This window comes from Sinomonas atrocyanea (genome assembly GCF_030812675.1).
GTDB lineage: Bacteria > Actinomycetota > Actinomycetes > Actinomycetales > Micrococcaceae > Sinomonas > Sinomonas atrocyanea_B.
Genome location: NZ_JAUSTE010000020.1, coordinates 24,674 through 37,437, shown reverse-complemented (window position 1 = coordinate 37,437; position 12,764 = coordinate 24,674). Strand labels below are relative to the sequence as shown.

Below are 12,764 nucleotides of genomic sequence, written 5' to 3'. Positions count from 1 at the left end.
GCGAGACGAAGTTCGCCAAGACCTACGCCGAGCACCAGGGCTACGTGGCCCAGTACGAGCAGTGGTGCACCGCCAACCCGGGCAAGTGCCAGTGAAGTGACCCGCAGCCGGGCCGGAGCGTCTGGGGGAGGGCTCCGGCCCGGCTGCAGTGGACAGTGTCCGCCGGATCGCAACTCGATGGGGGACAGGTTCCGATCCGACGTCCACCGCTGTAATCGTCGGGCGCCCCCCAAAGGTTACGCGCCGTCCCGACCTTTCAGTGCCGGAGCAGGAAGCTGCCCCGAGCGAGACGTTCCAGAAGGAGACCGAGGCCGTTCCTGAAGTTCTTGGGGGTCTCAGACGGCCTCGTCGGGCCAGTAGAGGCGCATCGGGTTGGCGGCGAGGAGCCGGTGCTGCTGCTCCGCTGTGACGGCGATGTGCGGGATGACGTCGACGAGGAGGCCGTCGTCGGGCATGTGGTCCGTGAGGTTGGGGTGGGGCCAGTCGGTGCCCCACAGCACCGCGTCGGGGAATTCCGCGATGACGCGCCGCGAGAAGGGCACGACGTCGCGGTAGGCGTCCCGCTCGCCGTCGAGCGCGGGCGGCCCAGTCAGGCTCAGCCGCTCGGGGCACGAGACCTTGACCCAGACGTCGTGGCGCTCGACGAAGCGGAGGAAGCGCGTGAATTCCGGCCCGTCCACGGGCTGGGAGACGTCGGGGCGGCCCATGTGGTCCACCACGAGGGGTGTCGGGAGCGAGGCGAAGAAGTGCTCGAGGTCGGGCAGGTCTGGGGCCTCGAAGTAGATGACGATGTGCCAGCCCAGCGGGGCGACCTTCTGGGCGATCTCGGTGAGCTCGTCCTGGGGCGCGGCGCTGACGAGGCGCTTGAGGAAGTTGAAGCGGACACCGCGGACGCCAGCCTCGTGAAGCCGGCCGAGCTCGGCTTCGGACACGTCGGGGCGCACAGTCGCGACGCCGCGTGCCCGGCCGCCGGCGGAGCGGACGGCGTCCACCATGGCGCTGTTGTCGGTCCCGTGGCAGGTGGCCTGGACGATCACGTTGCGGCTCACGCCGAGGCGGTCGCGGAGGGCGAAGAGCTGGTCCTTGCCGGCATCGCACGGGGTGTACTTGCGCTCGGGCGCGAAGGGGAACTCGCTGCCGGGCCCGAAGACATGGCAGTGCGCGTCCACGGCGCCGGGCGGGAGGGTGAAGGCGGGCACCGAAGGTGAGGCGTACCAGTCGAGCCAGCCGGGGGTCTTCTCGAAGAGCGTTGTCATGGGTCCATTGGGTCAGTCGAGGTAGCGGAGGCCTGCGGCGTCGAGCTTCTCGCGCATGCCGTAGATGTCGAGGCCGAGTTCCCCCGCGGCGAAGCGGGCGCGCTTGCCCTCCTCGTTCTCCTCGCGCCGCGCGGCGGCCTCGGCCACCTCGGCGGCGCGGCCGGCAGGGACCACGACGACGCCGTCGGCGTCCGCGACCACGACGTCGCCCGGGTGCACGAGGGCGTTGGCGCACACCACCGGGACGTTGACCGAGCCCAGGGTCGCCTTGACGGTGCCCTTGGCGTTGACCGCACGGCTGAAGACGGGGAAGTCCATCTCACGCAGCGCGTCGACGTCGCGGCAGCCGCCGTCGATCACGAGCCCGGCGCAGCCGTGGGCGCGGGCCGATGTGGCCAGCAGCTCGCCGAAGAAGCCGTCCTCGCACTCCGTGGTGCACGCCGCGACGAGCACGTCCCCGGGGGTGAGCTGCTCGACGGCGACGTGGAACATCCAGTTGTCGCCCGGCTGGAGCAGGACGGTGACGGCGGTTCCGCAGAGGGCCGCACCCCCGTAGACCGGCCGGACGTAGGGGCGCATGAGCCCGGTGCGGCCCATCGCCTCGTGGACGGTGGCGACGCCGAACGCTGCCAGGGCCTTCACCGCGGCGGCCTCGGCGCGGGTGATCGTGCGGTGCACGACTCCGATCTCGTACATGGTGCTGGAGTTCTCCTCGGGCGAGCGGGTGGGACAGCGGGCGGGTGGGACAGCGGGGGTGACGGGGCAGGGCCGGGCGGTCAGCGGCCCTGGCCGGCGAGGCGGGCGTCGAGGCGCGGGTAGACGCGGCGGGCGTTGCCCTCTTCGACCGCGGCGAGGTCCTCGCTGGTGAGGCCGGCCGCCTCGACGTAGCGGCGTGTGTCGTCGAAGTGGTGGCCGGTGCGGGGGTCGACGCCGCGCACCGCGCCGATCATCTCAGAGGCGAAGAGCACGTTCCCGTGCGGGATCACCTCGAGCAGGAGGTTGATCCCCGGCTGGTGGTAGACGCACGTGTCGAAGAAGACGTTGCCCAGGAGGTGCTCCTCCGGCTCCGGCTTGCCGAGCGCCTGCGCGAGCCCGCGGAAGCGCCCCCAGTGGTAGGGGACCGCGCCGCCGCCGTGCGGGATGACGAGCCTGAGTTCGGGGAAGTCGGCGAAGAGGTCGCCCTGGAGCAGCTGCATGAACGCCGTCGTGTCCGCGTTGAGGTAGTGCGCGCCGGTGGTGTGGAAGCAGGGGTTCACGCTTGTGCTCACGTGGACCATGGCCGGGAGCCCGTGCTCCACGAGCGCCTCGTACACCGGGTACCAGGAGCGGTCGGTCAGCGGCGGGGCGCTCCAGTGGCCGCCCGAGGGGTCCGGGTTGAGGTTCACGGCGACGGCCCCGAGTTCGGTCGCGGCCCGCTTGATCTCGTCCACGCACGTGGCTGGGTCCACGCCGGGGGACTGCGGGAGCATGACGGCGGGGGCGAACCGCTCCGGGAAGAGCTCGCTGACGCGGTGGCACAGGTCGTTGCAGATCCTCGCCCACGCCGACGAGGTCCCGAACCCGCCGACGTGGTGCGCCATGAACGACGCCCGCGGGGAGAACACCGTGACGTCGATGCCGCGCTCGTCCATGAACCTGAGCTGGTTCGCCTCGATGCTCTCGCGCAGCTCGTCGTCGCTGATGCGCAGCTCTGCCGGGTCGGGCTCCGCGGTGCCGCGGCCGACCGCGTCGACCTGACGGTCGCGCCACTGCCCGAGAGCGGGGGGCGCGGTCGTGTAGTGGCCGTGGATGTCGATGATCATGAGGACGAGCATAGGTGCACACAAAATTGTTGACAATATCCGGTCGGGATTTCGTCCTACCCTTGTCCGGTGGCAGATCAGGTGACCGTGGAGCACGAGGTGGGCGTCGGGCCCTGGCAGGGCCCGTGGCCCGAAGGCGAGCAGTGGGATCCTGAGCTGCTCGAGCACGGCGACCGCCGCAACGTCCTCGACAGGTACCGGTACTGGCGGCACGAGGCGATCGTCGCCGAGCTGGACACCCGGCGGCACGAGTTCCACGTGGCCATCGAGAACTGGCAGCACGACCTCAACATCGGCACCGTGGTGCGCACCGCGAACGCGTTCCTCGCCAAGGAGGTGCACATCATCGGGCGACGGCGGTGGAACCGCCGCGGCGCGATGGTCACCGACCGCTACCAGCACGTCCGCCACCATGCGACCGTCGGGGATTTCGTCGAGTGGGCCCGCGGTGAGGACCTGCCGATCCTCGGCGTGGACATCTTCCCCGACTCGGTGCCGCTCGAGACCTACGAGCTCCCCCGCCGCTGCGTGCTCGTCTTCGGGCAGGAGGGCCCCGGCCTCACGGCGGAGGTGCACACGGCGGCGCAGGCCACCCTCTCCATCGAGCAATTCGGGTCGACCCGCTCCATCAACGCCGCCTCGGCGGCCGCCATCGCGATGCACGCGTGGGTGCGCCGCTGGGTCTTCGGGCAGGCCGCCGGGTAGTGGCCTTCGGGGTGCTGCGCTCCTAAGGTGTGGTCGGGGGCACCTGTTCGTGGGGATCGGCAACATCGAGGCAAGGAGCTCTCCATGGCCAGCACCACCGTCACGACCGCCCAAGAACTCGCAGCTGCCCTGGACTCGGGTGCGCTGGAGATCGACGTCGAGGGCGTGATCACGGGCTCGCCCATGATCACCCTGCCTCCCGGGGCCACGCTGCGCGGCGGAACGCTGCGCTTCGGTGCGAAGGGGGTGCGCCTGACCTCGGACAACACCCTCGACGGCGTCACGATCCTGACCGAACCGGACGAGGTCGCGATCCTCAACGACACCTCGGTGCCGGACCTCGGCCGGCTCACGCTCCGTGGCGTGACGACGAGGGGCCAGGTGTACCTCGTGGCGGAAGACGCCGTCCGCGCCGGCCACGTGCAGATCGAGGGCCTCACCATCGAGACGGCGGACGTGCGCGGCCGCCCTCTGCGCCCACACGGTTTCGGCGTCGAGGCGCTCCAGGGGGCGCTGACGGTCTGGAACCGGCAGCCGGAACCGGTGGTGACGATCACCGCGGAGGTGCTCGACGTCGCGGTGGGGACCCGGGAGGCGCCGGTGCGCGGCAGCGGCGTGTTCGTGGGCGGCCACGGCGACTGGGCCGGCAAGGCCGACGGCGGCGTCCTCTCCGTGGGGGAGCTGCGCACCCGAGAGATCCACACCCATGGCGGCATCCCCGAAGGCACGCCCGACCTCATCTCGGGCGGCGTGTTCGTGATCTCCGGCGCCACCGTGGACAGCGTCGTCACCGCGGGGCCGGTCACGACCTACGGGCAGAACGACATGGTGCTGGACAACTGGGGGATCGTCAGGGTCTGGACGGCGCACGCGCCGGTGACCTCGAACGGCCCCAGCGGAATAGGATTCGTGAACTTCGGGGACATCGACCTCCTCGAGGTCACGGACACGATCCGCACCACGGGCAGGGGCGCCCGCGGGTTCAACCTCTACGACGGGTCCCTGCGGGACGCCCGCTTCGCCTCCATCGAGACGACGGGCGACGGCTCCGTGGGCATCCAGATCAGCAAGCCGCTCGGGTCCCTGGCCGTCTCGGGCGACGTGACGACGAGCGGCGGCGAGGGAACCAGCCTCGTCAAGGGCGTGCAGATGCCCCTCAAGGCCGTGGCGCTCAGCGTCAAGGCCGGCGCGGAGATCGGGTCGATCGCGATCGGCGGCCGGCTCGCGACCATGGGGAGCGGCGTGACGACGCTCGAGGTCGAGGGCTCCGTCGTGTCGCTCGAGGTTGCCGGAGGCATCCACGCGCACGGGAAGGGCTCGGACGCCGTGCACCTCGGAGACGGCGCACCCGATCTTGCGGGCATCGAGGTCACCGCGGACAGCGGCGAACCGATCGTGAGGATCTGACCGGGACGCCCGTCGACCCACGTCGCCTCGAGGCGGGTGTCTACTGGCCCGGGTCCTCCTGGCCGCCGGGTCGGTACGAACCGAACGTCCATTCGCGGCCGGCCGGGTCGAGCACCCGGGCCCGGCGCGAGCCCCAGGGAGTGTCCTCCGGCTCGATCACGGAGGTGCCGCCCGAGGCCACCGCGCGGCGGAACGTGCCGTCGACGTCGTCCACGACGAGGTAGACACCCGCCCCGGTCGACTGCCCGCTCAGGGGAGCGACGGTGTAGTCCGCATCGTCGCTGCCAGCCATGATGACCGCGCCGCCGAGGCGGAGTTCGCAATGGACCACGCGGCCGCCGTCGTCCTGGCGGGCCACGACCGAGAACCCGAGCTGCACGAGCCAGTCGATGGCCCGGGGTGCGTCCGCGTAGCTGAGATAGGGCACTGCGCCTGCCACGGTTCTAGGCTACGTCCATGCCCACAGCTCCCAGCATCATCGTCTTCGACGTCAACGAGACCCTGTCCGACATGTCGCCGATGGCGCAGCGGTTCGCCGACATCGGCGCCCCGGCACACCTCGCGAAGCAGTGGTTCGCCGCACTCCTGCGCGACGGCTTCGCGCTCGCCGCCACCGGCGACTCCGCTGGCTTCGCGGAGGTCGGCGCCGGGATCCTCGCGCCGCTCCTCGACGCCGGCGGGATCTCCCACCCGGGGGAGGCCGCGAGGCGCCTCGCAGGGTCGCTCGGCGACCTCCCCCTCCATGCGGACGTGGCCGACGCCGTCCGCTCACTCCGTGCGGCCGGGTACCGGCTCGTCACCCTCACCAACGGGTCGGCCAAGGTCGCGGAGCAGCTGTTCGCCGCGGCCGGCATCCTCGGCGCGTTCGAGAAGCTCCTCTCGGTCGAGGACGCGCCGAACTGGAAGCCCCACCCGTCGTCCTACGCCTTCGCGGCGCAGGCCTGCGGGGCCCGCGCAGAGGACATGGCGCTCGTCGCCGTGCATCCGTGGGACATCCACGGCGCCGCCAGGGCGGGACTGCGCACCGCCTGGGTGAACCGCGACGGCGGCCCGTACCCGAGCCACTTCGCCGCACCGGACGTCGTGGTCTCCTCCCTCTCCGAGCTCGAGGCGGCGCTCCGCTAGGTCATCCGAGCGTGAGGGTGACCGGGACGACGTCGTCGACCTCGATCCCCTCGGCCTCGCGGAAGGCCTTGCGCAGCGGGACGAGGTAGGCGCCATCCTTCGGCATGAGGGCCGTGGTCCATTCGGAGGCGCCCAGCCGCACCCCCACCGGGATGCAGCCCCAGCCGTAGGTCAGCTCGTTCGCCACGGCGTGGATCTCCTCGGATTCCTCGTCCGGGACACGGACGAACACGAAGGGTGCCGGCCCGCGCCACTCGATCACGGTGCCGTCGAAGGTCAGCTGCATCGGCCCATCGCCTCCCGCCCGTTCGCGCCCGCGCCCGCGCCCCGGGTCAGCGCGCGGTGAAGTCCGCGTGCCGCTCGTGGGCCTCGGCCACCTTGGCGCGGATCGCCTCGATGTCCTTCACCTTGTCACGGTACTTCCTGTCCATCTCGAGGATGTCCCGCTCCTCCTCCAGGAGGGCCCGGTACACGCGCTCGCGCTCGGTGAGATCGGCGGTGTACTCGAGGTCGAGGTAGCTCTCCGCGTGCCGGCGGGCGTTGTTGACGGCCGCGTGCGCCTTGCCCGCCCTGCTGTAGAGCGAGGCGACGATCGTGACGGCCAGCACGCCGATGATCACGGTGAGCGACAGGCCTGTGGTGATCTCGAAGACCTGGACGTGCCCGCCGCCGTTGATGAAGGGCAGGTTGTTCTCGTGCAGCGCGTGGAGGACGAGCTTCACGCCGATGAACGCGAGGATCGCGGCGAGCCCGTAGGAGAGGTAGATGAGGCGGTCCAGCAGGCCGTCCAGGAGGAAGAACAGCTGGCGCAGGCCCATGAGCGAGAACGCGGTGGCCGTGAACACGACGTACGGGTTCTGCGTGAGGCCGAAGATCGCGGGGATCGAGTCGAGGGCGAACAGGAGGTCGGTGCCGCCGATCGCGACCATGACCAGGAGCATCGGCGTCAGGACGCGCCTGCCGTTCTCCACGGTGAAGAGCCTGTCCCCGTCGTAGTGCTCGGAGGTGTGGAAGAGCTTCCGCGCGAGCCGGATGATGAAGTTGTCCGCCTCGTCCTCGCCGGAGTCCTCGCCCTTGAGCAGGTTGCCGGCGGTGATCAGCAGGATGATGCCGAAGAGGTAGAACACCCACGAGAACGCGTTGATCAGGGCGACGCCGGCGAAGATGAACGCCGAGCGGGCGATCAGGGCGAACACGATGCCGAACAGGAGGACCTTCTGCTGGTCCTCGCGCGGCACGCGGAAGCTGGCCATGATCACGAGGAACACGAAGAGGTTGTCCACCGAGAGGGCCTTCTCGGTGATGAAGCCGGCGAAGTATTCGCTGCCCATCGTGGCGCCGCCGAATGCGAAGACCACGACGCCGAAGAGGATGGCCGCGCCCACATAGATCGCCGACCAGATGGACGCTTCCCTGAGCGTGGGAACGTGCGCCTTGCGGATGTGGAAGAAGTAGTCGAAGGCCAGCAGGGCCAGGATCACCACGATGGTGATACCCCAGACAAGGGGAGAGACGGACATTGATGTCCCTTTCGCAGGTAGGCGATATCGCCACAAGTCTCTCCACCACCTGTGGGTTCCAGATGGCCGCTGCACCCGGCCGGGCTCCGGCGCCCGACGTGCTGACGTGTGCAGCGCTTGGGATACTCCCCTGCGCGCTACCAAGCCTACCGGGCGCCCCTGCCGGGCACCAACTCATGGCGAACTCCCAGCTTCTGGACACTCCCTGTAAGGCATTCGGTGCAACTAGTGTCGCTCGAAGCCGGATGCATTGGGGTGTCCGGCCGAATGGGAGATGAAGCATGGCACCAGATCACAATTCCCGCCGGCTTTCCCTGCGCGCCCTGGCCGTCACCGCGGCCGTGGCCAGCGCAGTGGGGCTCGCCGCGACGAGCGCGGCAGCCGCCCCGCCCAACCCCCCGCCCAAGAGCTCGAAGTCGTTCCCGGGCTCGGTCCCGTCCTGGGCAGGATCGCGGACCAAGACGGGCAATCCGCTCAGCAACACGACGGTCGAGGGCGAGATCTACTTCAGCCTCCCCGACGTCGCCGGCGCGAAGGACACGGCGGACGCCGTCTCCACCCCCGGCACCGCCGCCTACGGCCAGTACCTCAAGCCCGCCGACTGGATCTCGAAGTACGCCCCGGCCCAGGACACGGTGGACGCGACCGTCAACTGGCTCAAGTCGCAGGGCCTCGTGATCATGGGCGTCCCGCAGAGCCGCCTGTACGTGGTCTTCCGGGGCACCGTCGCCCAGATCAACCAGGTCTTCAGCACGACGGAGCAGAACTACTCGTTCGGCGGCCAGACCCTCATCGGCCCCGCAACGGCGCCCTCGCTCCCCGCGGACATCGCCGCGTCCGTCCAGTCCGTCTCGATCGACCAGGGCCGTCTGCTGACGCGCCCGGCCCTCGCCTCGCCCACCGCGGGTGAGGCGTCGCCGTCGTCCCCCAACGCCAGCAAGCCGATCCAGCCGCCGGTGACGGCTCCGTGCTCCACCTCGTGGGGCGAGAAGAGCATCACCCTGCCGGAGGCCTACGGCGCCACGAGCTTCCCGACCTACATCTGCGGGTACACCCCCAAGCAGCTCCAGGGGGCCTACGGCGTGTCCGAGCCGGGGACCGTGAGCACCGGGGCCGGCGCAGGCCAGACGGTCGCGATCATCGACGCGTACGCCTCGCCGACCATCGAGTCTGACACCAACACGTGGGCCGCCGCCAGCGGCGTCCCCGCGCTCGCCCAGGGGCAGTACAGCCAGATCGTCCCGGACTCGCGCATGTTCCTCGACCAGGCGCTCTGCGCCCAGCCGAGCGGCTGGCAGGGCGAGCAGACCCTGGACGTCCAGGCCGTCCACGGCGTCGCCCCGGGGGCCAACATCCTCTACGTCGGCGGCTTCAACTGCGGGGCCGGCCTCGACATCGCCATGTCGACGATCCTCGACGGGCACCTCGCCAACATCGTCTCCAACAGCTACGGCAACGTGGGCGAGGCGCTCTCGCCGGACGCACTCCAGGGGGAGCAGAACATCCACCTGCAGGCGGCCGCGGAGGGCATCGGCCTGTACTTCTCCAGCGGCGATTCCGGCGACGAGCACGCGGCCCTCGGGTATGCGTCGCCCGACTTCCCCGCCAGCTCGCCGTACGTCACCGCCGTGGGCGGCACGAGCCTCGCGGTGGGCGCCGATGACACCTACAAGTTCGAGACCGGGTGGGGCACCGCGCGCCAGCGCGTGGTGCAGGATGCCACGGGCAACCTGGCCTACGCGGGCGCCCTGCCCGGGCCGTTCCGGTTCGGTGCCGGCGGCGGCACGAGCGCCGTCTTCGTCCAGCCCGCGTACCAGAGCGGCGTGGTTCCGGCCGCGCTCGCGGACGGCCACCGTGTCTCTCCGGACGTCGCGTCCCTCGCCGACCCGTACACGGGCTACCGGATCGGCCTGAGCCCCATCACGAATGACAACGTCCTCAAGACGGGCAGCTTCGGCTTCGAGACGTACGGCGGCACCTCGCTCGCCAGCCCCCTGACCGCGGCGCAGATGGCCATCGCCCAGGCGGCCGGCAACAAGGTGATCGGCTTCGCGAACCCGGCGATCTACGGCGCGGCCCAGGGCGGCGCCGAGCACGACGTCGCTCCCCCGGCCGACCCGGTCTCCGTCGCCTTCTCGAGCACGGTCAGCGGCAACACGTACCTGGTGGGCATGGACCACGACTCGTCCCTCGCGACGGCCCACGGCTACGACGACGTCACCGGCGTCGGCAGCATGACCGAGGCCTTCGCCCAGCAGGTGGCGGCGGCGCACTGATCCGCTCCTGAGGGAGCGGGCCTCCCACGGCGGGGCGCACGACGGCGGGTGGGAACCGGCGTCGTGCGCCCCGCTTCCGTCTGCCGCGGCGACCCTAGGATGGGTCGCATGGATTCCACCGTGGTCGTGGTCGGATCGCTCAACGCGGACCTCGTCTTCTCCGCGGACCGGATGCCAGCGCCCGGAGAGACCGTCGCGGGGACGGGCTTCGCGGTCCATCCCGGCGGCAAGGGTGCGAACCAGGCCGTCGCCGCGGCACGGCTCGGCGCCTCCGTCCGGCTCGTGGGGAGCGTCGGCGACGACGCCCACGGGCGCCTGCTCCTCGCCTCCGCCACTGCCGCGGGCGTCGATGTGTCCTCGGTCCGCACGGTCGACGGGGTGCCCACGGGGGTCGCGGGCATCACCGTCGACGCCGAGGGCGAGAACAGCATCGTGATCGTGCCGGGGGCGAACGCCCTCCTCGGCCGGGACGAGGTGGCGGAGGCGGCGGCCCCGCCCTCCGCCGCGTTCGCCGGGGCCGCCGCCGTGTGCCTCTGCCTCGAGGTCCCGCAGGCCGCCGTGCTCGCGGCGGCCCGGGCCGGGCGGGCGGCCGGCGCGGCCGTGATCCTCAACCTCTCTCCCTACGCCGGCATCCCCGCCGAGCTGGTGGCCTGCGTCGACGTGCTGCTCGTGAACGCGCAGGAGGCCGGGCAGCTGCTCGGACAGGACGGCCTCGGCGCCGAGCCGCAGGACTGGGAGCTCGTGCGGGCCGGCGTGGCGCACCTCGGATTCGGGCCGGCGATCGTGACCCTCGGCCCCCGCGGCGGGGTCGTGCTCGGACGAGAGGGGATCGCACAGATCGAATCACTCCGGGTGGATGCCGTGGACACGACCGGCGCCGGCGACGGGTTCGCCGGCGCCCTCGCGGCCCGGCTCGCCGCCGGCGACGGCCTCGAGGACGCGGCCCGCTACGCCTGCGTCGCCGCCGCGCTCGCGACCATGCGGCACGGGGCCCAGCCCTCGTACCCGGACGCCGACGAGGTCCGCGCCCGGCTCCCGCGGGAGGCCGGCGCCGGGGACGGCGCAGCTGCCCGCTCGTCGTGCCAGTAGGCCGGCCGCGCGCCGCCGTCATCTGCCGCGACCGAGAGGGACCACCCGCGGGGCCCGTCGCTAGGATGGGCAGTGGCCCATAACACGCGGTTCGCGTGGACCCACCGTCGAGGAGCACTCAATGCCTATCGCCACCCCTGAGAAGTACGCAGAGATGATCGACTCCGCCAAGGCCGGCGGCTACGCATTCCCTGCGGTGAACGTCACCTCGTCGCAGACCCTCAACGCCGCCATCCGCGGCTTCGCCGAGGCCGGCTCCGACGGCATCATCCAGGTCTCCACCGGCGGTGCGGCCTACTGGTCCGGCGCCTCCGTCAAGGACATGGTGATCGGCTCCCTCGGCTTCGCCGCCTTCGCCCGCGAGGTCGCCAAGAGCTACGACGTGAACATCGCGCTCCACACCGACCACTGTCCCAAGGACAAGCTGGACGGATTCGTCCTGCCGCTCCTGGCCGCGTCCGAGGCCGAGGTCAAGGCCGGCCGCGACCCGCTGTTCAACTCGCACATGTGGGACGGCTCCGCCGAGACCCTCGACGAGAACCTGCGCATCGCCAAGGAGCTCCTGCCCCGCACCGCCGCCGCGAAGATGATCCTCGAGGTCGAGATCGGCGCTGTGGGCGGCGAGGAGGACGGCGTCGAGAACGCCATCAACGAGAAGCTCTACAGCACCGTGGCGGACGGACTCGCGACGGTCGAGGCCCTCGGCGCCGGCGAGAACGGCCGCTACATCACCGCCCTGACCTTCGGCAACGTCCACGGCGTCTACAAGCCCGGCAACGTCAAGCTCCGCCCGGAGATCCTCAAGGACATCCAGGCCCAGGTCGGCGCCAAGATCGGCAAGGACAACCCGTTCGACCTCGTCTTCCACGGCGGCTCCGGCTCGAGCGAGCAGGAGATCGCGGACGCCGTCTCCTACGGCGTGATCAAGATGAACATCGACACCGACACCCAGTACGCCTTCACCCGCCCGGTGGCCGGCCACATGTTCGCGAACTACGACGGCGTGCTCAAGGTCGACGGCGAGGTCGGCAACAAGAAGACCTACGACCCGCGCGTGTGGGGCGCCGCCGCGGAGGCCGGCATGGCCGCCCGCGTGGTCGAGGCCGCGCAGCAGCTCGGCTCCGCCGGCAAGTCCATCAAGTAATGGCGGGGGAGCACCGCACCAACCTCCTCGGCCCGGAGCCCACCCGGCTGCCGGCCGAGACGGAGGTCTACCGCGGTCTGGCCCTCGGGGAGTCCGCCGAGGAGCTCGTGGCCGACTACCCGGCCTCGTCCCTCCTCTGGGCCATCCTCGCCGACGAGGCGTGGGCGAAGGGCCGCACCGTCGAGTCCTACGCCTACGCCCGCGTGGGCTACCACCGCGGCCTCGACGCCCTCCGCAAGAGCGGGTGGCGCGGCGCCGGGCCGGTGCCGTGGGAGCACGAGCCCAACCGGGGCTTCCTCCGCTCGCTGCATGCCCTCGGCCGCGCCGCCTCCGCCATCGGCGAGCCGGGAGAGCCCGAGCGCATCGACGAGTTCCTCGCCGGTGCCGACCCGACCGCCAAGGCCGCGATCGAGGCGCTCGGCGCCGAGTCGTAGCGCCCG

Annotated in this window: 13 protein-coding genes; 7 read left to right on the top strand and 6 right to left on the bottom strand. The window is 71.2% G+C overall.

The features are described 5' to 3' along the window. Nucleotides 1-335 precede the first annotated feature (335 nt). The 3 genes from J2W20_RS18475 to J2W20_RS18465 all read right to left on the bottom strand — a co-directional run bounded on the left by J2W20_RS18475 (nucleotide 336) and on the right by J2W20_RS18465 (nucleotide 3,058). The gene (locus tag J2W20_RS18475) at nucleotides 336-1,256 is read right to left on the bottom strand and encodes an amidohydrolase family protein (protein ID WP_307008540.1); all 921 of its coding nucleotides are present in this window, start codon (nucleotides 1,254-1,256) and stop codon (nucleotides 336-338) included. Between the two features lie 12 nt (nucleotides 1,257-1,268). Then, nucleotides 1,269-1,952 (bottom strand): 4-carboxy-4-hydroxy-2-oxoadipate aldolase/oxaloacetate decarboxylase, encoded by a 684-nt coding sequence (ligK, locus tag J2W20_RS18470; RefSeq protein WP_307008539.1) that lies wholly within the window; start codon nucleotides 1,950-1,952, stop codon nucleotides 1,269-1,271. A gap of 80 nt (nucleotides 1,953-2,032) precedes the next feature. Continuing rightward, nucleotides 2,033-3,058, bottom strand: a complete 1,026-nt coding sequence (locus J2W20_RS18465) for an amidohydrolase family protein (RefSeq protein ID WP_307008537.1) — start codon at nucleotides 3,056-3,058, stop codon at nucleotides 2,033-2,035. Between the two features lie 69 nt (nucleotides 3,059-3,127). On the opposite strand from J2W20_RS18465, the gene J2W20_RS18460 reads away from it, so the two are divergent. Further along, entirely contained in the window at nucleotides 3,128-3,763 is a 636-nt protein-coding gene (locus J2W20_RS18460; RefSeq protein WP_307008535.1) for a TrmH family RNA methyltransferase, read from the top strand. Nucleotides 3,764-3,847: 84 nt separating this feature from the next. After that, nucleotides 3,848-5,170 carry a hypothetical protein gene (locus J2W20_RS18455; protein WP_307008534.1) on the top strand — a complete coding sequence of 441 codons (1,323 nt, stop codon included), beginning with the start codon at nucleotides 3,848-3,850 and terminating at the stop codon, nucleotides 5,168-5,170. A gap of 40 nt (nucleotides 5,171-5,210) precedes the next feature. Here J2W20_RS18455 and J2W20_RS18450 read toward each other — a convergent pair whose 3' ends face one another. Next, entirely contained in the window at nucleotides 5,211-5,609 is a 399-nt protein-coding gene (locus J2W20_RS18450; RefSeq protein WP_307008531.1) for a VOC family protein, read from the bottom strand. 17 nt (nucleotides 5,610-5,626) lie between these two features. Here J2W20_RS18450 and J2W20_RS18445 point away from each other — a divergent pair, with 17 nt between their 5' ends. Beyond that, entirely contained in the window at nucleotides 5,627-6,295 is a 669-nt protein-coding gene (locus J2W20_RS18445) for a haloacid dehalogenase type II (protein WP_307008529.1), read from the top strand. A gap of 1 nt (nucleotide 6,296) precedes the next feature. On the opposite strand, the gene J2W20_RS18440 is transcribed toward J2W20_RS18445, so the two are convergent. Further along, nucleotides 6,297-6,581, bottom strand: a complete 285-nt coding sequence (locus J2W20_RS18440) for a DUF1905 domain-containing protein (protein ID WP_307008527.1) — start codon at nucleotides 6,579-6,581, stop codon at nucleotides 6,297-6,299. 46 nt (nucleotides 6,582-6,627) lie between these two features. Next, entirely contained in the window at nucleotides 6,628-7,815 is a 1,188-nt protein-coding gene (locus J2W20_RS18435) for a TerC family protein (RefSeq protein WP_307008524.1), read from the bottom strand. A gap of 281 nt (nucleotides 7,816-8,096) precedes the next feature. On the opposite strand from J2W20_RS18435, the gene J2W20_RS18430 reads away from it, so the two are divergent. The 4 genes from J2W20_RS18430 to J2W20_RS18415 all read left to right on the top strand — a co-directional run bounded on the left by J2W20_RS18430 (nucleotide 8,097) and on the right by J2W20_RS18415 (nucleotide 12,758). Further along, a complete protein-coding gene (locus J2W20_RS18430; protein ID WP_307008522.1) occupies nucleotides 8,097-10,091 on the top strand; it encodes a S53 family peptidase in 1,995 nt (664 codons plus the stop codon). A 108-nt stretch (nucleotides 10,092-10,199) separates the two neighbouring features. Then, complete coding sequence (locus J2W20_RS18425; RefSeq protein WP_307008520.1) at nucleotides 10,200-11,180, top strand: ribokinase; 981 nt, start codon at nucleotides 10,200-10,202, stop codon at nucleotides 11,178-11,180. 121 nt (nucleotides 11,181-11,301) lie between these two features. After that, nucleotides 11,302-12,324, top strand: coding sequence for a class II fructose-bisphosphate aldolase (fbaA, locus tag J2W20_RS18420; RefSeq protein WP_307008518.1), 1,023 nt, complete (start codon nucleotides 11,302-11,304; stop codon nucleotides 12,322-12,324). After that, the gene (locus J2W20_RS18415) at nucleotides 12,324-12,758 is read left to right on the top strand and encodes a DUF3151 domain-containing protein (protein WP_307008516.1); all 435 of its coding nucleotides are present in this window, start codon (nucleotides 12,324-12,326) and stop codon (nucleotides 12,756-12,758) included. Before fbaA ends, J2W20_RS18415 begins: the two co-directional genes overlap by 1 nt. Nucleotides 12,759-12,764: the final 6 nt, after the last annotated feature.

Excerpts from the sequence above, each read along its gene's own strand:
- J2W20_RS18475 (WP_307008540.1), bottom strand. The coding sequence starts at position 1,256 with ATGACAACGCTCTTCGAGAAGACCCCCGGCTGGCTCGACTGGTACGCC.
- ligK (WP_307008539.1), bottom strand. The coding sequence starts at position 1,952 with ATGTACGAGATCGGAGTCGTGCACCGCACGATCACCCGCGCCGAGGCC.
- J2W20_RS18465 (WP_307008537.1), bottom strand. The coding sequence starts at position 3,058 with ATGATCATCGACATCCACGGCCACTACACGACCGCGCCCCCCGCTCTC.
- J2W20_RS18455 (WP_307008534.1), top strand. The coding sequence starts at position 3,848 with ATGGCCAGCACCACCGTCACGACCGCCCAAGAACTCGCAGCTGCCCTG.
- J2W20_RS18445 (WP_307008529.1), top strand. The coding sequence starts at position 5,627 with ATGCCCACAGCTCCCAGCATCATCGTCTTCGACGTCAACGAGACCCTG.
- J2W20_RS18440 (WP_307008527.1), bottom strand. The coding sequence starts at position 6,581 with ATGCAGCTGACCTTCGACGGCACCGTGATCGAGTGGCGCGGGCCGGCA.
- J2W20_RS18435 (WP_307008524.1), bottom strand. The coding sequence starts at position 7,815 with ATGTCCGTCTCTCCCCTTGTCTGGGGTATCACCATCGTGGTGATCCTG.
- J2W20_RS18430 (WP_307008522.1), top strand. The coding sequence starts at position 8,097 with ATGGCACCAGATCACAATTCCCGCCGGCTTTCCCTGCGCGCCCTGGCC.
- J2W20_RS18425 (WP_307008520.1), top strand. The coding sequence starts at position 10,200 with ATGGATTCCACCGTGGTCGTGGTCGGATCGCTCAACGCGGACCTCGTC.
- fbaA (WP_307008518.1), top strand. The coding sequence starts at position 11,302 with ATGCCTATCGCCACCCCTGAGAAGTACGCAGAGATGATCGACTCCGCC.
- J2W20_RS18415 (WP_307008516.1), top strand. The coding sequence starts at position 12,324 with ATGGCGGGGGAGCACCGCACCAACCTCCTCGGCCCGGAGCCCACCCGG.